Here is a 16,422-nt window from a genome sequence, read left to right on the forward strand (position 1 = left end):
GCAAGGTTACCCGAGACGCGATCGCAAGCAGCCAGATGCCCGAATTGCCCGAGGTCGAAGTGGTTCGTCGCGGCCTGCAGGCCGGACTGTCTCGGCGCGTGGTCAGCCGGGTCGAGGTGCGCGAGCCCAGGCTGCGCTGGCCGGTTCCCGAAGGGCTGTCCCGCGAGCTGGCCGGGCGCCGGCTCGAGTCGGTGGGGCGGCGCGGCAAGTACCTGCTGATGGATTTCGGCGGGGCCACCCTGATCGCCCACCTCGGCATGTCGGGCAACTTCAGGATCCTCGACTCGCCGCAGGCGCCCGCCCGCCACGACCACGTCGACATCGACTTCGGCGAGCGCCTGCTGCGCTACCACGACCCGCGCCGCTTCGGCGCCATGCTCTGGCACAGGCCTGCGGACGGCCCCGTCGCCTCGCATCCCCTGCTGGCGGGCCTGGGCGTCGAGCCCTTCTCCGACGCGTTCGATGGCGAGATGCTCTACCGGGCGACCCGCGGCCGCGCGGTGGCGATCAAGCAATTGGTGCTTTCCGGAACGGTGGTGGTGGGCGTGGGCAACATCTACGCGTCGGAAAGCCTGTTCCGGGCCGGCATCCGGCCTTCCACTCCGGCGCGCCGGATCGGGCGCGAGCGCTGCGAGCGGCTCGCCGGGGCGATCCGCGAGACGCTGGCCGACGCCATCGCCCGCGGCGGCAGTTCGCTGCGGGATTTCGTAGGCAGCGACGGCCAGGGCGGATACTTCCAGCTCGACTGTTTCGTCTACGGACGCGCTGGTCAGCCCTGCCGGGCCTGCGGCACGCCGGTCGCGATGCGCCGCGACCAGCAGCGGGCCACTTACTGGTGTCCGGCATGCCAGCGCTAGCGGGCGGGCCGGCGCAGGCCGAGGCGAAGGCCATCGGGGGACTTGCGGTGGAATCGATCGAAAGGCAGTTGGCCGACTTCGGCGGATGGCGCGACGCGGTCGCCGGGGCGCTGTCCGCCTACGGCCGGCAACTGGTCGGGGCGCGCTTCGACGACGCCGACGCCCGCGCGCGGCTGGCCGCGATGCAGGATAGGCTGAACGCCGAGCGATTGTCGGTGGCCTTCGTGGCCGAGTTCTCGCGCGGCAAGTCGGAGCTCATCAACGCGCTGTTCTTCGGCGACGCGGGCCGGCGGATCGTGCCGTCCTCGGCCGGGCGCACCACGATGTGCCCGACCGAGCTGCTGTGGGATCCGGGGCGCCCGCCCTCGGTCCGGCTGCTGCCGATCGAGACCCGCGTCGGCGACACGCCGCTCGCCGCGTTGCGCGAGGACGAATCGGCCTGGCACGTCGTTTCCTTCGACCCGGCCGATCCGGCCTCGCTCGAGCGGGCGATCGGCAGCGTGTCGGAGACCATCGAGGTGCCGGAAGCGGAGGCTGCCGCGATGGGCTTCGGCCACGACGAGCCGGTGGGTCTTGCGAGCGCGGTCGTCGAGATCCCGCGCTGGCGCCATGCGATCGTCAACCATCCGCACCCGCTGCTCGCGCGCGGGCTGGTGATCATCGACACGCCGGGGCTCAACGCGATCGGCGCCGAGCCCGAGCTCACGCTCAAGCTGATTCCCGAGGCCGACGCGGTGCTCTTCGTGCTCGCCGCCGACGCCGGCGTGACCCGCTCCGACGGCGAGATCTGGCGCGACCATGTGGCGCGCAGCCACGGGCAGGGGCGCGGGCGCTTCGTGGTGCTGAACAAGATCGACGGGCTCTGGGACGGCCTGCGCGACGACGTCGAGATCGAGGTCGAGATCGCGCGGCAGGTCGGCAACGTCTCGCGGACGCTGGACCTGCCTGCCGAGAGGATCTTCCCGGTCTCGGCCCAGAAGGCCCTGGTTGCGCGGCTGCGCGACGACGAGGCGCTACTTCGGCGCAGCCGCCTGCCCGAGCTCGAGCGCGCGCTCGGCGGCCAGCTGGTCGGGCAGCGCCGCGAGATCGTTCGCGAGCGGCTGCGCCGGGACTTCGACGCGCTGCACCGGCGGGCCGCGGCCACGCTGGGCGCTCGCAGGCGGGCGCAGGTGGAGCTCCAGATGGAGCTGAATTCGCTGCGAGGGCGCAATCGCGAGTCGATCGCCCGCATGGCCGCGCAGGTGCAGCGCGACCGCGAGGAGTTCACCCGCAGCCTGCGCCAGTTGCAGGCGCTGCGCGCGGTGCTCGGGCGGCACGGCCAGGCCATCGGCGACGCGATCAGCCCCGACGTGGCCCGGCGGCACCTGCGCGACGCCCGCGACGTGATGCGCGGCAGTCACTTCTCGACCGGCCTGCGCGACGCGATGGCCTCGCTGCTCGGGGCCGCGCGCGCCGACTTCGACGAGGCGGGGCGCCACCTGTCCGAGATCGCCACGCTGATGAATGCGATGTACCGCAGCTTCAGCTCCGAGCACGGATTGTCGCTGGGCAACCCGGTGCAGTTCTCGATGCGCCGGCACCTCGAGGCGCTCGACCGCATCGAACAGATGCAGCGCCGCCAGTTTGGCGCGCTGTCGCTGGTCACGAACGAGAAGTACGTGCTGATGCGCAAGTTCTTCGAGGCGGTGGCCCTGCGCATGTGCGAGCTCTACGAGAGGCTGGCGCGCGACTGCGGTTCCTGGCAGCGCGCGGTCATGGCGCCGATCGAGTCGCAGGTGCGCGAGCACCAGGCGCACCTGCGCCGTCGCGCGGAGTCGGTGCAGCGCGTGCTCGAGGCCAGCGACAGCCTGGAGGCGCGGATCGCCGACGTGTCGGCCGCGCGCGCGGCGATCGAGGAGCGGGTCGCGGCGGTGGAGTCGGCAGCCGGCGAGCTGCGTGCCTTGCTCGAAGGACTCGAAGCGATTCCCGCCCTGGCGACGCAGGCGGCCGCGCAGTGAGCGGCGGCGGCTTCGCCGCGGCGGTCGTCGACTGGCAGCGGCGCGAGGGCCGGCACGACCTGCCCTGGCAGGGCACCCGCGACGCCTACCGGATCTGGCTCTCCGAGGTGATGCTGCAGCAGACCCAGGTGGCGACGGTCGTCCCCTACTACCAGCGTTTCCTGGCGGCCTTTCCCGACGTGGCGGCGCTGGCCGGAGCGCCGCTCGACCAGGTCATGCGGCTGTGGAGCGGGCTGGGCTACTACAGCCGCGCACGCAACCTGCATCGCTGTGCGGTCGAGGTCGTCGAGCGTCACGGCGGCCGCTTCCCGGTCGATGCCGGCACGCTGGAAACGCTCCCGGGCATCGGACGATCCACCGCGGCGGCGATCGCGGTCTTCGCCGGCGGCGCGCGCGCCGCGATCCTGGACGGCAACGTGAAGCGGGTGCTGTGCCGGGCCTTCGGCGTGGCGGGCTGGCCGGGCGAGCGCGCGGTCGAGAAGCGACTCTGGGAGCTCGCCGAACGCGAGCTGCCCCAGGCCGGCATCGAGGCCTACACGCAGGGCCTGATGGACCTGGGCGCCACCGTGTGCACGCGCAGCCGGCCGGCCTGCGAGCGCTGCCCGGTCGCAGGGCGCTGCGTGGCCTTGCGCGAGGACAGCGTCGGGCGGCTGCCCGCGCCCAGGCCCGCGCGCGCGGTGCCGCTTCGCGAATGCCGGATGCTGGCGATTCGGCAAGGCGATGCCTGGCTGGTGGAGAAGCGGCCGCCTTCGGGCATCTGGGGCGGGCTCTGGAGCCTGCCGCAGGGCGAGATCGCCGACGGCGCGCCGGGCTCGGCGCAGGCATTCGCGGCCGAGGTGGCGGCGCGTCACGGACTGGTGATCACGACGCCGGAAGCACCCGAGGCGGCAGCGCCCTTCGTGCATGCGTTCACGCATTTCCGTCTGCGGATCGAGCCCTTCGTGTGCCGGGTCGTGGCCGCCCGCGGCGCCGCGGCGCCCGGCGCGGTGTGGCTCGCACGGGACGAGGTGCCGGGCGCCGCGCTGCCCAGGCCGGTCAAGCGCCTGCTGATGGCGCTCGACCCTATACCACCCGGTGCTGCTGCAGATACTGATGGATCACCGACAGCCGCGTGAGCGGGTCGTCGAGCGCCATCAGCCGCTGCCGGGCCTTCGGCGAGATCGGCAGGAACTCGCAGAGCCGGTTGCCGACCCAGGTGGCCGAGTCGAGCCGGTAGGGCGGCTCGATCATCTTCTTCATCGGATCGATCTCCTTCTCGACCAGATCCTCGATCAGCCGACCCACCAGGCTGGCGCACACCGCCAGCTCACCGGGGATCGGCAGGTCCGGGTCGTCCGGGATCGGCTCGGTCGCGGCGCGCACGAGGCCATCGGGCTGCACCCGCCGCGTGCTCACCCGGAAGCGCCGGCCGCCGATGGTGCGCACCTGGAGCAGCCCGAGCTGCTGCATGTCCCAGTCCACGATCCGCGCTTCGCAGCCGACCGCCTCGTGCTCGGCCGGCTCGCCGACCTCGCCGCCGGCGGTGATCAGGCACACGCCGAACGGGACTTGCGCGGCCATGCAGTCCCGCGCCATGTCCATGTAGCGCGCCTCGAAGATCCGCAGCGGCAGGACGCCCCCCGGAAACAGCACCGTGTTCAGCGGGAAGATCGCCAGCTCGGCCGGCGTGCTCGCCGTCGAGCCGCGGATTTCGCTCGTCCGGTCCATGTCTTCGACAACGCGCTCGCGTGGCCTGGTGCGCTCTCGGGGCTCGGCCGGTTCAGGCGCCGCCGGCCAGCCGGTTGGCCAGCGAGCGATGCCTGACCAGCACGTGCTCGATGCGCCGGAACTCGCGGGCGAGCTCCTCCACGCAGAACACCGAGCGGTGCTGGCCGCCGGTGCAGCCGATCGCCACGGTCAGGTAGGCGCGGTTCTCCTGCAGGTAGTGCGGCAGCCAGGCGTGCAGGAAGGCCGAGATGTCGTCGATCAGCCGCCGCACCGAGGGAATCGCGCGCAGGTACTGGGCCACCGGTTCGTCCTGGCCAGTCATGGGCCGCAGCTCGGGCGTGTAGTAGGGGTTCGGCAGGCAGCGCGCGTCGAAGACCAGGTCTGCATCGAGCGGCACGCCGTGCTTGAAGGCGAAGGATTCGAACAGCAGCGTGATCGGCGCGCGCTCGGCGCCGACGACGTCGCGCACCCAGCCGCGCAGCACGTTCGGATGCAGGTCGCTGGTGTCGATCGACACGCCGATGTTCTCGAGCACCGACATCAGCTCGCGCTCCTGCTCGATCGCCTCGAGCAGCGTCGGGGGCTCGCCGTCGCGCGGCACGCGAAGCGAGAGCGGGTGCCGGCGCCGGGTTTCCGAGTAGCGCTGCACCAGCGTGTCGGTGCGCGCGTTCAGGAAGAGGATCTTGATGTCGTGACCGTGCCGGGCAAGCCCGCCGACCGACTGCTTGAGCCCCTCGACCGAGTCTCCGCTGCGCGCGTCGATCGCCACCGCGAGCCGTTCGTGACCCGCCGCGGCCAGCGAGCCGATCACCTCGTCGAGGAAGCGCACGGGCAGGTTATCGATGCAGAAGAACCCGTCGTCCTCGAGCACGTTCAGCGCGATGGACTTTCCCGAGCCCGAGATGCCGGTGATCAGAACGAGACGCATGTCCTGATGTTACGGTGAAAGGCCTTCGCCGGGGGCGAATCCACATCGCGCGGGTGCGAATCCGCGCCCGCGCGGGCGATCACCCCTGCGTCTCGATCAGCGCGCGCTGGCGGGCGACGAAGTCGCCGGTGGTGTCGATGCCGCGAAGCTGCAGGATGGTGCTGCGCACCGCCGCCTCAGTCAGCACCGCCAGGTTGCGCCCGGCCGCAACGGGGATCACCATCTTGCGGATCGGCAGGCCGAGAACGTCCTGGGTCAGCGCCTCGAGCGGCATCCGCTGGTACTCGTCCTCGAGCGTGCGCGTGCGCACCAGGTGCACGATCAGGTTGAGCTTCATCTTCCGGCGCACCGCGGTTTCGCCGAAGATCGTGCGGATGTCCAGCAGGCCCAGGCCGCGGACTTCGAGCAGGTTCTGCAGCAGGGGCGGGCAGCGCGCCTCCACGACATGCGGGGCGATCCGGCTGAACTCGACCACGTCGTCGGCCACCAGCCCGTGGCCGCGGCTCACCAGCTCCAGCGCGAGCTCGCTCTTGCCCAGACCCGATTCGCCGGAGATCAGCACCCCCATCCCGAGCACGTCCATGCACACGCCGTGCATCGAGGTGGTCTGGGCTACGGTCTTGGCCAGCGACATGCGCAGGGCCTCTATCACGCGCGCGGCCGGCAGCGGCGTGCCGAGCAGCGGCAGGCCGTCGGCTTCGGCCCGCTGGGACAGCTCGGAGGAGGGGTCGAGGCCGTCGGCCACGATGACCGCGGGCGGGTGTCCGGCCGCCAGCTCGTCGAGGATCGCCCGTCGGCGGGCCGGATCGAGCCGCTGCGTGTAGGCGCGCTCGGCCGAGCCGAAGACGTGGATCCGGTTCGGGTGGATCAGGTTGAGGTAGCCGACCAGGTCGGCTGGCTCGGAAGCTGCGTCGGCCGCGGCCCTGTCGCCGCCGGCGTGGCCGGCCAGCCAGGTGAGCCGTAGCTCGTCGCGGTGCAGGTCGAAGAGCGCGCGGACGGTGAGGTTCATGCGCGCGGCAAACGGTGCGCCCGCGGGCTCAGGCCGCCGGGCGGCAGGGTTCCCAGCTCGAGAGGATCCGGTGCACCTGCGCCGGATCGTCGGCGGTGGCCAGCGACTGGCGGACGGAATCGTCGGACAGCAGTTCGGCGAGCTCGGACAGCAGTTCCAGGTGCTCTTCGGTGGCGTGCTCGGGCACGAGCAGGAAGACCAGCAGCCGGACCGGCTTTCCGTCGGGCGCGTCGAAGGCCAGCGGCTCGGCCACGCGGACCACGGCGGCCACGGCCTCCTTCAGGCCCTTGATGCGGCCGTGCGGGATGGCAACGCCCTCGCCGAGCCCGGTGGAGCCGAGCCGTTCGCGGGCGAAGAGCGAGTCGAACACCTTGCTGCGTTCGATGCCCTGGTTGTTCTCGAAGAGAAGTCCGACCTGCTCGAACAACCGCTTCTTGCTGGTGACCGACAGGTCGATGACCACGTTGGTCGGGGCCAGCAATCTGGAGAGACGATTCATGGCACTGGCGCCCCAGGGGCTTGCCTTGACGCTTTGCAGCATCCGAAATTACCTCAGGGGCAAGTCTCGAGAATGCTGGATTATAAAGGCCGGGCCACGAAAGGGAATGAGGAATTTCCGCATTGCAACAACGGAGTTCCTCGGCCCTTCCGGGGCATCCGGCCAGCGGGTGGCACGTTTTCGTCGGGTTTCGACAGTTTCGTCAGGTCGGGACGGGCTGATGCTTGAGCGCATCATGCTCGAAACCGACGCGCTTGTCCTTGTATTTGATCACCTGCCGGTCGAGCTTGTCGACCAGCAGGTCGATCGCCGCGTACAGGTTCTCGTCGCTCGCCTCGGCGAAGAGCGCCTTGCCGCGCACTCTCAGATGGATCTCCGCCTTCTGGATCAGCTTGTCGACCGACAGGAATACGTTGACGTCGATGACCTGATCGAAGTGCCTGCGTATCCGGTCGAGCTTCGAGGCGACGTAGTCGCGAAGGGCCGGGCTGACGCTGACGTGATGACCGCTGATGGCGAGATTCATGCATCCTCCTGTGGCCGGCGCCATGCGATGGGCGCCGCGCGATGGGGTTCACGCGACCCGGCGAGCCGGCGCCGGGGCGGCGCTGCCAGACACCGCGGTGTCTAGAGCGCTCGTCGCTGGGCGACGGCGGGAATCCGCAGTGCCTCGCGGTACTTGGCGACCGTGCGCCGCGCCACCACGAAACCCTGCTCGCCGAGCAGTTCTGCGATGCGGCTGTCCGATAGGGGTCGGGTGGGGTCCTCCGCCGAGACGAGTTGCCTGATCATTTCACGGATCGCCGTGCTGGAGGCCGCGCCGCCGGAGTCGGTCGCCACGTGGCTCCCGAAGAAATACTTGAGCTCGAAGGTGCCTGCAGGCGTGAGCATGTACTTCTGCGTCGTGACCCGGGATACGGTCGATTCGTGCAATCCCAAGGTGTCAGCGATTTCCCGCAGGACCAGCGGGCGCATGGCGACCGGGCCATGCGAAAAGAACGCTCGCTGGCGGTCGACGATCGCCTGCGAGACCCGCAGGATGGTGTCGAACCGCTGCTGGACATTCTTCACCAGCCAGCGAGCTTCCTGCAATCGACCCGACAATTCCGTGTGGCTACCCCTGTTGCGCCTGAGGATGTCGGCGTACATTTCGTTGATTCGGAGCCGCGGCATCACGTCGGGGTTCAGCGACACCGTCCAGCCGCTGCGGCCCTTCTTCACGATCACGTCGGGCACCACGTAGCCGGGCGCCTCGCTCGAGAAGCTCGCGCCCGGGCGCGGGTTCAGCTGCCTGATCAGCGCCTGCGCCTCGCGCAGCGCGTCGTCATCGCAGCGCAGCGCCCGCTTGATCCGCGGATAGTCCCGCGCGGCCAGCGCATCCAGGTGGTTGGCCACGATCTCGCGCGCGGCCCGCAGTGCCGCCTCGGGCCGGGCATCGAAGCCGCCCGCGGCCAGTTGCAGCAACAGGCACTCGCGCAGGTCGCGGGCGCCGATGCCGGCCGGATCGAAGCTCTGCAGCAGGCGCAGCGCCGCGCTGAGTTCCTCGGGCTCCACGTCGAGCTCGGCGGGCAGAGAGGCCGCGATCTCGTCCAGCGCCGTTTCGAGCATGCCGTCGCCGTTCAGCTCGTCGATCAGCAGCGTGACCAGGGCCCGGTCGCGCGGCGACACGTGCGTGCCCGCGAGCTGCGACACCAGGTGTTCGCGCAGGCCGATCTCGCCTCCGGTCAGTTGCGGCCAGTCGCGCTCGTCTTCGCCGTCGTCGCTGCGGGTCCGGGCGCCGGCCTCGCTGCCCCAGTCCTGCGGCGAGTCGCCGCCGGCGTCGTCCCAGCTGTCGGGGGCCGCCTCGCTGGCTTCCCCACGCTCGCCTGCCGGCGATTCCCCCGATGCCCCCTCGGCGCCTTGCTCGCGCGCATCGCCGCCCGCCAGGCTCGACACCGGCGCTACGCCGTCCAGGCCACCGTTGGGGGCGATGGCCACGCAGGACTGCAGCGGGTCGTCGAGCCGTTCGAGCAGGGGGTTCTCGGAGAGGATCTGCTCGAGCTCCTGGTTCAGCTCCAGCGTGGACAGCTGCAGCAGCCGGATCGACTGCTGCAGCTGGGGCGTCAATGCCAGATGCTGGGAAAGCTTGAGCTGGAGAGAGGGTTTCATCGTCGCGGGGGCTGCGGGCGCCTTGCCGGGCGGCCGCCGGGCGGACCCCGCGGCTACATCGAGAAGTGCTCGCCCAGGTAGTAGCGTCGGACGTCCTCGTTCTGGACGACCTCGTCGGGGCGGCCATAAGCAAGAACGGTACCAGCCCTGATGATATACGCGCGATCGCAGATGCCAAGGGTCTCGCGGACGTTGTGGTCCGTAATCAGCACCCCGATTCGCCTTTCCTTGAGAAATCGCACGATCCGCTGGATCTCGATGACCGCGATCGGATCCACGCCGGCGAAGGGCTCGTCGAGCAGGATGAAGCGGGGCGCGCCCGCCAGCGCCCGCGCGATCTCGACCCGGCGGCGCTCGCCGCCCGACAGCGACTGCGCCGGATTCGAGCGGATGTGCAGGATCTGCAGCTCGGTGAGCAGCGACTCGAGCCGCTGTGTGATCTCGGCCCGCGGCAGGGGCCGGCCGTCGGGGCCCTGCTGCAGTTCGAGCACGGCGAGGATGTTCTCCTCCACGGTCATCTTCCGGAAGACCGAGGCCTCCTGCGGCAGGTAGGACAGGCCGAGCCGCGCGCGCCGGTGGATCGGAAGCCTGCCGATCGGCTTCTCGTCGAGCTCGATGACGCCCCCGTCGGACGGGACCAGGCCCACGATCATGTAGAAGGTGGTGGTCTTGCCGGCGCCGTTGGGGCCGAGCAGCCCCACCACTTCGCCGCTGTGCACGTCGAGCGACACGTCCTGCACGACCTTGCGGCCGTGGTAGGCCTTCATCAGGTTGCGCACCGCCAGATGGCTGCGCGGCGCGGTGCCGGCCTGCGCGCTGTCCGGCGGCATCAGCGGCTACCCGGCGCCAGCCGGTCGGCCGGTTTCAGCGGCGCTGGCTCGCCAGGCGATTGTCCGTTCGCGGTCCTGGGCTGGATCACCATGCGCACCCGGCCCGAGGGGTTTTCGGGCGTGGCCTCCTTGCCCGCGGCACCCTGCACCGAGAACAGCTCGGTGCCGCTCTCATAGAGGATGTCGTTGCCGTGGATCTCGTCCAGGATCCTGGCGCCGTCGGTGCGCTGCATGGTCGCCTGCTGCTGCAGCCTGACCGTTTCGTGCTTGCCGTCGTAGTCGATCCGCCGCGCGCGACCTTCGATCCACTCGTTCACGCCCTCGCGCTTCTGGCGGAAGGTGGCCGGGGCGCCCCAGGCTGTCGCGTGCTGCCAGCCTTCCTCGTCCTGGCGGACCGTCAGGCGGTCGGCCCTGACCACGATGCTTCCCTTGGTCAGGACGACCCGGCCGGTGAAGGTGCCCACCTGCTTGATGTCGTCGTACTGCATCTGGTCGGACTCGACCGCGAGCGGCTGGTCGCGATCGGCCTTCTCGGCGCGCGCCGGGGCCGTCCAGCCGGAAAGCGCGATCGCCGCGACGAAGGCCGTGGCGGTCAGGGCGGCGGGGAAGCGGGAGTGGGTCAAGGGCGTCGCAGGTCGGGTCATCGGGTTCTCGGCGCAGGCTGCCAGGTGCCGCGCACCCGCGAATCGACCGTCAGCGAGCGCGCCGAATTATCGAATTCCATGCCGACGCCGGTCAAGGTCGAGCCGCCGCGTTCGATCGTGACGGGCCGGTCGGTCTTCGCGATCTCGGTGTCGCTGTAGATCACCACGTGGTCGGTGCGCACCGTCATGGCCGGGTCGCCGCCGCCGGCCTCGCGGGTCATCACGACGTCGCCGTAGAGGTGGGTCTCGATGCCGTCGGCGCTCGACTTGCCGGTGTCGCCGACCAGGCGCAGCCGCGGCTTCTCGGTGTCCAGGCTGACCACTTCGGGCCGGCTGTATTCGGTGGACAGGTCGTCGGGGTAGTGCACCATGCGCTCGGCCGACAGGCGAAACGCGGGTTCGCCCTGCGCGTTCACCCGGGTGAAGACCAGCTTCTCCACGAAGTAGTCGGGTTCGTGGCGCAGCGCGGTCGACCCGGGCTCGATCGTCATCCGGCGCGACATCTCGGCCAGGTAGTAGCTGCCCGCGGCCAGCGCCGCGAGCAGCAGCAGCGACAGCGTGGCCGCGAAACGGTCCCAGGAACGGGCCTTCATGGCGCCGTCCGCCCGAGCCTGCGCGCCAGCGCCGTCTCGAACTCGCCGCGCGCGCGCAGCACGAACTCGGCGAGCTCGCGGATGGCGCCGTGGCCGGCCGGCGCGCTCGACACCCAGTGGGCGCGGTCGCGCACCTCGGGCGCCGCGTCGGCCGGCGCCGCCGCGAAGCCTGCCGAGAGCATCGCCGGCAGGTCGGGCCAGTCGTCGCCCACGAAGCCGGCTTCGGCCGGCGCCAGGCGGTGCTCGTCGCGCAAGGCGGCCAGGGCCGAGGCCTTGTCGCCCACGCCCTGCAGCACGTGGTCGAACTCGAGCTCGCGCGCCCGGTGCTCGACGATCGCCGAGCGGCGCGCGGTGATCACGGCCAGCCGGATGCCGGCCTCGCGCAGCAGCGTCAGCCCGAATCCGTCGCGCACCGAGAAGGACTTCATCGCCTCGCCCTCGGGGCCGATGTTGATGCGCCCGTCGGTCAGCGTGCCGTCGACGTCGAGCGCCAGCAGGCGGATCGCGGCGGCCCGGGCGCGGGCGTCGGAGGGGGAGCGCGGATTGCCGGACCTTGCCGCTTCGATCATCGCCTTCCGCGCTCAGACGACCCGGGCCGCCAGCAGGTCGTGGATGCCGAGCGCCCCGACCAACCGGTCGTCGTCGACCACCAGCAGCTGGCTGACCCGGTGCTCTTCCATCAGCCTCACGGCTTCGGCCGCCAGCGCCTGGCTGCCGATCGTGCGCGGCGAGCGGGTCATCACCTCGTCCACCGGCAGGCCCTGCACCTCGCGTCCCTGCTCGAGCAGGCGCCTGAGGTCCCCGTCGGTGAAGATGCCGGCCATCCGGCCGTCGGGGCCCACCACCGCGGTCATGCCCATCCGCTTGCGGGTGATCTCGAGGATCGCGTCGACCAGCCGCGAGCCGGTGGGCACCTGCGGCAGCGCGGCGCCGGTGCGCATCACGTCGGCCACGCGGGTCAGCAGCCGGCGGCCCAGCGCGCCGCCCGGATGCGAGCGCGCGAAGTCCATCGGTCCGAATCCGCGCGCATCGAGCAGCGCCACCGCCAGCGCGTCGCCCAGCGCCAGCGCGGCGGTGGTGCTCGCGGTGGGCGCCAGGTTGAGCGGGCAGGCCTCGCGCTCGACGCCGGCATCCAGGTGCACGTCGGCCAGCCTGGCCAGCGCCGAGTCCGGATTGCCGGTGACGGCCACGAGCTTCGCCCCTTGCCGCTTGACGATCGGAACGATGGTCAGCAGTTCCTCGGTGGTCCCGGAATTCGACATCGCGATGAAGACGTCGTCGCGGGTGACCATGCCGAGATCGCCGTGACTCGCCTCGGCCGGGTGGACGAAGAACGCCGGGGTGCCGGTCGAGGCCAGCGTGGCGGCGGTCTTGCGAGCCACGTGCCCGGACTTGCCCATCCCGCTGACGACCACGCGCCCAGGGCAGGCCAGGATCAGCGCGCAGGCTCTGGCGAACGGCTCGCCGACTCTTTCGGCCAGCCGCGCGACGGCCTCGGCCTCGATCCGCAGCACCTCGCGGGCCTGCGCGATCAGCCGCTGCGGGCTCGCGACGATCTCGTTCATGGAGCCGAGTATATGCGCAGCGCGCACGGGCGCCGGAGGGCAGGCCCGGTTCGGTGCATCACGGGCCTTCGGGAGCCTGTCGTTGCCGAACGGTTAGAATGCCGGGTTCGACTTTGCCAGGATTCCCCGTCTTGAGCCGCGATTTCCTCGTACTCGACCGGATCCGCTTCGGCTACCGCGAACGCGAGATCCTGAAAGACATCTCGCTGCGCTTCGAGCGCGGCAAGGTGGTCGCGCTGATCGGCGGATCGGGCTGCGGCAAGACCACGATCCTGCGCCTGATCGGGGGGCAGTTGCGCCCGCAGCAGGGAAGCGTGAGCTTCGACGGCCAGGATGTCCACAAGCTCGACCGCGAGGGTCTGTTCGCGCTGCGCAAGCGCATGGGCATGCTGTACCAGTTCGGCGCGCTGTTCACCGACCTGACCGCCTTCGAGAACGTGGCCTTCCCGCTTCGCGAGCACACTGACCTGACGGACCCGATGATCCGCGACCTGGTGCTGATGAAGCTCGAGGCGGTCGGCCTGCGCGGTGCGGCGCAGTTCGGGATCTCGCAGCTCTCGGGCGGCATGGCGCGGCGCGTGGCGCTCGCCCGCGCGATCGCGCTGGACCCGCCGCTGATCATGTACGACGAGCCCTTCGCCGGCCTGGACCCGGTCGCGCTGGCCACGGTGGCCAACCTGATCCGCAGGCTTGCCGATTCGCTGAACTGCGCTTCCATCCTCGTGTCGCACGACATCAAGGACACCTTCGCGATCGCCGACTACGTCTACCTGCTGGCCGCCGGCCGCGTCGCCGCCGAGGGCACGCCCGACGAACTGCGCGATTCCGACGACCCGAACGTGCGGCAGTTCCTCGAGGGCGACATCGACGGGCCGATCGCCTTCCATTACCAGGCGCCGCCGCTCGCCGAAGACCTGGGGCTGAAGCGATGAACGGTTCGCTCCTCGCTCCGCTGCGCCTGCTGCTGGACTTCCTCGCATCCGTCGGGCAGGCCACCCGCTTCTTCCTGCGGCTTTGCCTGCTGGGGCTGGCCTCGCTGCGCCGCCCGCGGCTGGTGATCGACCAGGTCCACTTCATCGGCAACTATTCGCTGTCGATCATCCTGGTCTCGGGGCTGCTGATCGGTTTCGTCCTGGGCCTGCAGGGTTACTACACGCTGCGCCGCTACGGTTCCGAGGAGGCGCTGGGCCTGCTGGTCACGCTGTCGCTGGTGCGCGAGCTCGGGCCGGTGGTCACCGCGCTGCTGTTCGCCGGGCGCGCCGGCACCTCGCTCACCGCCGAGGTCGGCCTGATGAAGGCCGGCGAGCAGCTCGACGCCATGGAGATGATGGCGGTCGATCCGGTCGAACGGGTGCTCGCGCCGCGCTTCCTGGCTGCAGTCTTCTGCATGCCACTGCTGGCCGCGCTGTTTTCGGCGCTGGGCGTGCTGGGCGGCTACCTGGTCGGCGTCGAGATGATCGGCGTCGACGCGGGCGCTTTCTGGTCGCAGATGCAGGACGGCGTCGACTGGCTGAACGACGTCGGCAACGGCGTCATCAAGAGCGTCGTGTTCGGCTTCACCGTGGCCTTCGTGGCGCTGTTCGTGGGCTACAAGGCCAAGGCCACGCCCGAGGGGGTGGCGCGGGCCACGACCACGACCGTGGTCGCCGCCTCGCTGGCGATCCTGGGGCTCGACTTCATCATGACCGCCCTGATGTTCAACACCAACTGAGGCCGGCGGCAAAGAGCGGTTGGCGAGAAATGGGAACCCATCTGGAGATGATTCGATGAAACGCTCGGGAGTCGACCTCCTCGTCGGCCTGTTCGTGCTGCTCGGCTTCGCCGCGCTGGTCTTCCTGGCCCTGCGCGCCGGAAACATGAGCAGCGCCGTGGGCCTGGGCCCGACCTACCAGGCCTCGGCCCAGTTCGACAACATCGGCGGCCTGAAGCCTCGCGCCGCGGTGCGCAGCGCCGGGGTGGTGGTCGGCCGGGTCGCGTCGATCGCCTTCGACGACCAGAGCTACCGGGCCACCGTGGTGCTGGCGCTCGATGCCCGCTACAAGTTCCCCAAGGACAGCTCCGCGAAGATCCTCACCTCGGGCCTGCTCGGCGAGCAGTACATCGGCCTCGAGCCGGGCGGCGACACCGAGATGCTGGCGGGCGGCGACACGATCCAGCTGACCCAGTCGGCGGTCGTCCTCGAGAACCTGATCGGCCAGTTCCTGTACGGCAAGGCCGCGGAAGGAGGCAACTGATGGACACCGATCGCGCGCGCAGCGGCTGGCGGCTCGCGCTCGCCGCGGCGCTGCTCGCGATCGCGGGCTGCGCCACCACGACGGGCAGCGGGGCGGGCGATGACGATCCGTCCGCCCGCGCCGATCCCTTCGAGTCCTTCAACCGATCGGTCTTCGCCTTCAACGACGCGGTCGACCAGGCGGTGCTCAAGCCCGTGGCCAAGGGCTACGAGGCGGTCGTGCCGCGCCCGGCCCGCGACATGGTGGGCAACTTCTTCGGCAACCTGGCCGATCTCTGGACCGCGGCGAATCAGCTCCTGCAGGGCAAGCCGGCCGAGGCCTTCTCCGACCTGTCGCGGTTCGTCGTCAACACCACCTTCGGCTTCGGCGGCATCGCCGACGTGGCCAGCGAGATGGGCTTCGAGAAGCACGACGAGGATTTCGGCCAGACGCTCGGCGTGTGGGGCGTGCCGTCGGGCCCGTACCTGGTGATTCCGCTGCTCGGCCCGTCGAGCTTTCGCGACGCGCCGGCCCGCGGGCTCGACATGGTTGCCGATCCGCTCAACGAGATCGGCTCGCGCGGCCAGGCGAACAACCTCTGGCTGACCCGCCTGATCGACGGCCGGGCCCGGCTGTTCCCGGCCGAGCGCGTGCTCGAGGGCGCCGCGCTCGACAAGTACAGCTTCACCCGCGACGCCTGGCTGCAACGCCGGCGCAACCAGGTCCACGACGGTAATCCGCCCATGGATTACGACGACGAAGACTGACGGTCTGGCGCAGACAAGGAGAAAACGATGCTCGCAAGATTCCTCTCGCTCCTCGCGATCCTCGCCGCGACGGCCTTCGGCGCCGGCGCCTCGCCGGCGCTCGAATCGGGCACGCCCGATGCGCTGATCCAGAAGGTCGGCACGGAGATGATCGAACGGATCAAGGCCGACAAGGCGATCCAGGGCGGCGACTTCCAGAAGCTGTCGACGCTGGTCGACGAGCTGGTGATGCCGCACGTGAACTTCCAGCGCATGACCGCGCTGGCGGCCGGCCGCTGGTGGCGGCAGGCCACGCCCGAGCAGCAGAAGCAGCTGATGGACGAGTTCCGCATCATGTTGCTGCGCACCTATTCCGGCGCGCTCGCCTCGGTCGAGGACCAGAGCATCCGGATGAAGCCGATGCGCGCCGCCGCCGACGCGACCGACGTGATCGTGCGCAGCGAGATCGTGCAGCCGCGCGGCGAGCCGATCCAGCTCGACTATCGCCTGCACAAGGTCGATTCCGCATGGAAGATCTACGACGTCAACGTGCTGGGCGTGTGGCTGGTCGAGACCTACCGCACGCAGTTCGGCCAGGAGGCGGCCCGCAACGGCGTCGATGGGCTGATCAAGAGCCTGGCCGACAAGAACCGGCAGTTCGACCCCAATAAGAAGTCCTGACGCCG

19 protein-coding genes are annotated in these 16,422 nt (G+C 70.4%); 8 read left to right on the forward strand and 11 right to left on the reverse strand.

Annotated elements, in window-relative coordinates:
- Positions 1 to 35: 35 nt before the first annotated feature.
- Genes mutM through mutY form a run of 3 tightly spaced genes read left to right on the forward strand, consistent with a single transcriptional unit; the run spans position 36 to position 3,969 of the window.
- Positions 36 to 857, forward strand: a complete 822-nt coding sequence (mutM, locus tag FHP08_RS11835) for a bifunctional DNA-formamidopyrimidine glycosylase/DNA-(apurinic or apyrimidinic site) lyase (RefSeq protein WP_147704655.1) — start codon at positions 36 to 38, stop codon at positions 855 to 857.
- On the forward strand, positions 845 to 2,854 hold the full coding sequence (locus FHP08_RS11840; protein WP_147704656.1) for a dynamin family protein: 2,010 nt from the start codon (positions 845 to 847) through the stop codon (positions 2,852 to 2,854). The genes mutM and FHP08_RS11840 overlap by 13 nt, the downstream gene beginning before the upstream one ends.
- Entirely contained in the window at positions 2,851 to 3,969 is a 1,119-nt protein-coding gene (mutY, locus tag FHP08_RS11845) for an A/G-specific adenine glycosylase (protein WP_147704657.1), read from the forward strand. Before FHP08_RS11840 ends, mutY begins: the two co-directional genes overlap by 4 nt.
- Here the strand turns inward: mutY and FHP08_RS11850 are convergent.
- From FHP08_RS11850 to FHP08_RS11900, 11 genes are all read right to left on the reverse strand, one after another.
- Positions 3,917 to 4,561 carry an LON peptidase substrate-binding domain-containing protein gene (locus FHP08_RS11850; RefSeq protein WP_147704658.1) on the reverse strand — a complete coding sequence of 215 codons (645 nt, stop codon included), beginning with the start codon at positions 4,559 to 4,561 and terminating at the stop codon, positions 3,917 to 3,919. The genes mutY and FHP08_RS11850 overlap by 53 nt on opposite strands.
- Positions 4,562 to 4,613: 52 nt before the next feature.
- Positions 4,614 to 5,489, reverse strand: a complete 876-nt coding sequence (rapZ, locus tag FHP08_RS11855) for an RNase adapter RapZ (protein ID WP_147704659.1) — start codon at positions 5,487 to 5,489, stop codon at positions 4,614 to 4,616.
- A gap of 79 nt (positions 5,490 to 5,568) precedes the next feature.
- On the reverse strand, positions 5,569 to 6,498 hold the full coding sequence (gene hprK, locus FHP08_RS11860; protein WP_147704660.1) for an HPr(Ser) kinase/phosphatase: 930 nt from the start codon (positions 6,496 to 6,498) through the stop codon (positions 5,569 to 5,571).
- Between the two features lie 28 nt (positions 6,499 to 6,526).
- Positions 6,527 to 6,997, reverse strand: coding sequence for a PTS IIA-like nitrogen regulatory protein PtsN (gene ptsN / locus FHP08_RS11865; RefSeq protein WP_147704661.1), 471 nt, complete (start codon positions 6,995 to 6,997; stop codon positions 6,527 to 6,529).
- 202 nt (positions 6,998 to 7,199) lie between these two features.
- A complete protein-coding gene (gene hpf, locus FHP08_RS11870) occupies positions 7,200 to 7,523 on the reverse strand; it encodes a ribosome hibernation-promoting factor, HPF/YfiA family (RefSeq protein WP_147704662.1) in 324 nt (107 codons plus the stop codon).
- A 101-nt stretch (positions 7,524 to 7,624) separates the two neighbouring features.
- Positions 7,625 to 9,145 carry an RNA polymerase factor sigma-54 gene (locus FHP08_RS11875; protein ID WP_147704663.1) on the reverse strand — a complete coding sequence of 507 codons (1,521 nt, stop codon included), beginning with the start codon at positions 9,143 to 9,145 and terminating at the stop codon, positions 7,625 to 7,627.
- Between the two features lie 53 nt (positions 9,146 to 9,198).
- Positions 9,199 to 9,975, reverse strand: a complete 777-nt coding sequence (gene lptB, locus FHP08_RS11880) for an LPS export ABC transporter ATP-binding protein (protein WP_147704664.1) — start codon at positions 9,973 to 9,975, stop codon at positions 9,199 to 9,201.
- On the reverse strand, positions 9,975 to 10,619 hold the full coding sequence (gene lptA / locus FHP08_RS11885) for a lipopolysaccharide transport periplasmic protein LptA (protein ID WP_147704665.1): 645 nt from the start codon (positions 10,617 to 10,619) through the stop codon (positions 9,975 to 9,977). Before lptA ends, lptB begins: the two co-directional genes overlap by 1 nt.
- Positions 10,616 to 11,212 carry an LPS export ABC transporter periplasmic protein LptC gene (gene lptC / locus FHP08_RS11890; protein WP_147704666.1) on the reverse strand — a complete coding sequence of 199 codons (597 nt, stop codon included), beginning with the start codon at positions 11,210 to 11,212 and terminating at the stop codon, positions 10,616 to 10,618. Before lptC ends, lptA begins: the two co-directional genes overlap by 4 nt.
- Positions 11,209 to 11,781 (reverse strand): KdsC family phosphatase, encoded by a 573-nt coding sequence (locus FHP08_RS11895; RefSeq protein ID WP_147704667.1) that lies wholly within the window; start codon positions 11,779 to 11,781, stop codon positions 11,209 to 11,211. The genes lptC and FHP08_RS11895 overlap by 4 nt, the downstream gene beginning before the upstream one ends.
- A gap of 12 nt (positions 11,782 to 11,793) precedes the next feature.
- Positions 11,794 to 12,777, reverse strand: coding sequence for a KpsF/GutQ family sugar-phosphate isomerase (locus tag FHP08_RS11900; RefSeq protein WP_147704668.1), 984 nt, complete (start codon positions 12,775 to 12,777; stop codon positions 11,794 to 11,796).
- Positions 12,778 to 12,875: 98 nt separating this feature from the next.
- Between FHP08_RS11900 and FHP08_RS11905 the strand changes: the two genes are divergently transcribed.
- From FHP08_RS11905 to FHP08_RS11925, 5 genes are read left to right on the forward strand one after another with little or no spacing between them, the layout of a single operon-like run.
- On the forward strand, positions 12,876 to 13,709 hold the full coding sequence (locus FHP08_RS11905; RefSeq protein WP_147704669.1) for an ABC transporter ATP-binding protein: 834 nt from the start codon (positions 12,876 to 12,878) through the stop codon (positions 13,707 to 13,709).
- Positions 13,706 to 14,488 (forward strand): lipid asymmetry maintenance ABC transporter permease subunit MlaE, encoded by a 783-nt coding sequence (mlaE, locus tag FHP08_RS11910; RefSeq protein ID WP_147704670.1) that lies wholly within the window; start codon positions 13,706 to 13,708, stop codon positions 14,486 to 14,488. Before FHP08_RS11905 ends, mlaE begins: the two co-directional genes overlap by 4 nt.
- A 55-nt stretch (positions 14,489 to 14,543) precedes the next feature.
- Positions 14,544 to 15,011, forward strand: coding sequence for an outer membrane lipid asymmetry maintenance protein MlaD (gene mlaD, locus FHP08_RS11915; protein ID WP_147704671.1), 468 nt, complete (start codon positions 14,544 to 14,546; stop codon positions 15,009 to 15,011).
- Positions 15,011 to 15,757 (forward strand): MlaA family lipoprotein, encoded by a 747-nt coding sequence (locus FHP08_RS11920; protein ID WP_147704672.1) that lies wholly within the window; start codon positions 15,011 to 15,013, stop codon positions 15,755 to 15,757. Before mlaD ends, FHP08_RS11920 begins: the two co-directional genes overlap by 1 nt.
- A 27-nt stretch (positions 15,758 to 15,784) precedes the next feature.
- Positions 15,785 to 16,417 (forward strand): MlaC/ttg2D family ABC transporter substrate-binding protein, encoded by a 633-nt coding sequence (locus FHP08_RS11925; RefSeq protein ID WP_147704673.1) that lies wholly within the window; start codon positions 15,785 to 15,787, stop codon positions 16,415 to 16,417.
- Positions 16,418 to 16,422 lie beyond the last annotated feature (5 nt).

Source organism: Zeimonas arvi (assembly GCF_008039575.1).
Taxonomy (GTDB): domain Bacteria; phylum Pseudomonadota; class Gammaproteobacteria; order Burkholderiales; family Burkholderiaceae_E; genus Zeimonas; species Zeimonas arvi.

Coding starts and splice junctions, on each gene's coding strand:
- FHP08_RS11840 (WP_147704656.1), top strand. CDS start 845: ATGCCAGCGCTAGCGGGCGGGCCGGCGCAGGCCGAGGCGAAGGCCATC.
- mlaE (WP_147704670.1), top strand. CDS start 13,706: ATGAACGGTTCGCTCCTCGCTCCGCTGCGCCTGCTGCTGGACTTCCTC.
- mutM (WP_147704655.1), top strand. CDS start 36: ATGCCCGAATTGCCCGAGGTCGAAGTGGTTCGTCGCGGCCTGCAGGCC.
- hprK (WP_147704660.1), bottom strand. CDS start 6,498: ATGAACCTCACCGTCCGCGCGCTCTTCGACCTGCACCGCGACGAGCTA.
- hpf (WP_147704662.1), bottom strand. CDS start 7,523: ATGAATCTCGCCATCAGCGGTCATCACGTCAGCGTCAGCCCGGCCCTT.
- mlaD (WP_147704671.1), top strand. CDS start 14,544: ATGAAACGCTCGGGAGTCGACCTCCTCGTCGGCCTGTTCGTGCTGCTC.
- FHP08_RS11850 (WP_147704658.1), bottom strand. CDS start 4,561: ATGGACCGGACGAGCGAAATCCGCGGCTCGACGGCGAGCACGCCGGCC.
- FHP08_RS11895 (WP_147704667.1), bottom strand. CDS start 11,781: ATGATCGAAGCGGCAAGGTCCGGCAATCCGCGCTCCCCCTCCGACGCC.
- FHP08_RS11920 (WP_147704672.1), top strand. CDS start 15,011: ATGGACACCGATCGCGCGCGCAGCGGCTGGCGGCTCGCGCTCGCCGCG.
- FHP08_RS11925 (WP_147704673.1), top strand. CDS start 15,785: ATGCTCGCAAGATTCCTCTCGCTCCTCGCGATCCTCGCCGCGACGGCC.
- ptsN (WP_147704661.1), bottom strand. CDS start 6,997: ATGAATCGTCTCTCCAGATTGCTGGCCCCGACCAACGTGGTCATCGAC.
- rapZ (WP_147704659.1), bottom strand. CDS start 5,489: ATGCGTCTCGTTCTGATCACCGGCATCTCGGGCTCGGGAAAGTCCATC.
- lptA (WP_147704665.1), bottom strand. CDS start 10,619: ATGACCCGACCTGCGACGCCCTTGACCCACTCCCGCTTCCCCGCCGCC.
- FHP08_RS11905 (WP_147704669.1), top strand. CDS start 12,876: ATGCCGGGTTCGACTTTGCCAGGATTCCCCGTCTTGAGCCGCGATTTC.
- FHP08_RS11900 (WP_147704668.1), bottom strand. CDS start 12,777: ATGAACGAGATCGTCGCGAGCCCGCAGCGGCTGATCGCGCAGGCCCGC.
- lptC (WP_147704666.1), bottom strand. CDS start 11,212: ATGAAGGCCCGTTCCTGGGACCGTTTCGCGGCCACGCTGTCGCTGCTG.
- lptB (WP_147704664.1), bottom strand. CDS start 9,975: ATGCCGCCGGACAGCGCGCAGGCCGGCACCGCGCCGCGCAGCCATCTG.
- FHP08_RS11875 (WP_147704663.1), bottom strand. CDS start 9,145: ATGAAACCCTCTCTCCAGCTCAAGCTTTCCCAGCATCTGGCATTGACG.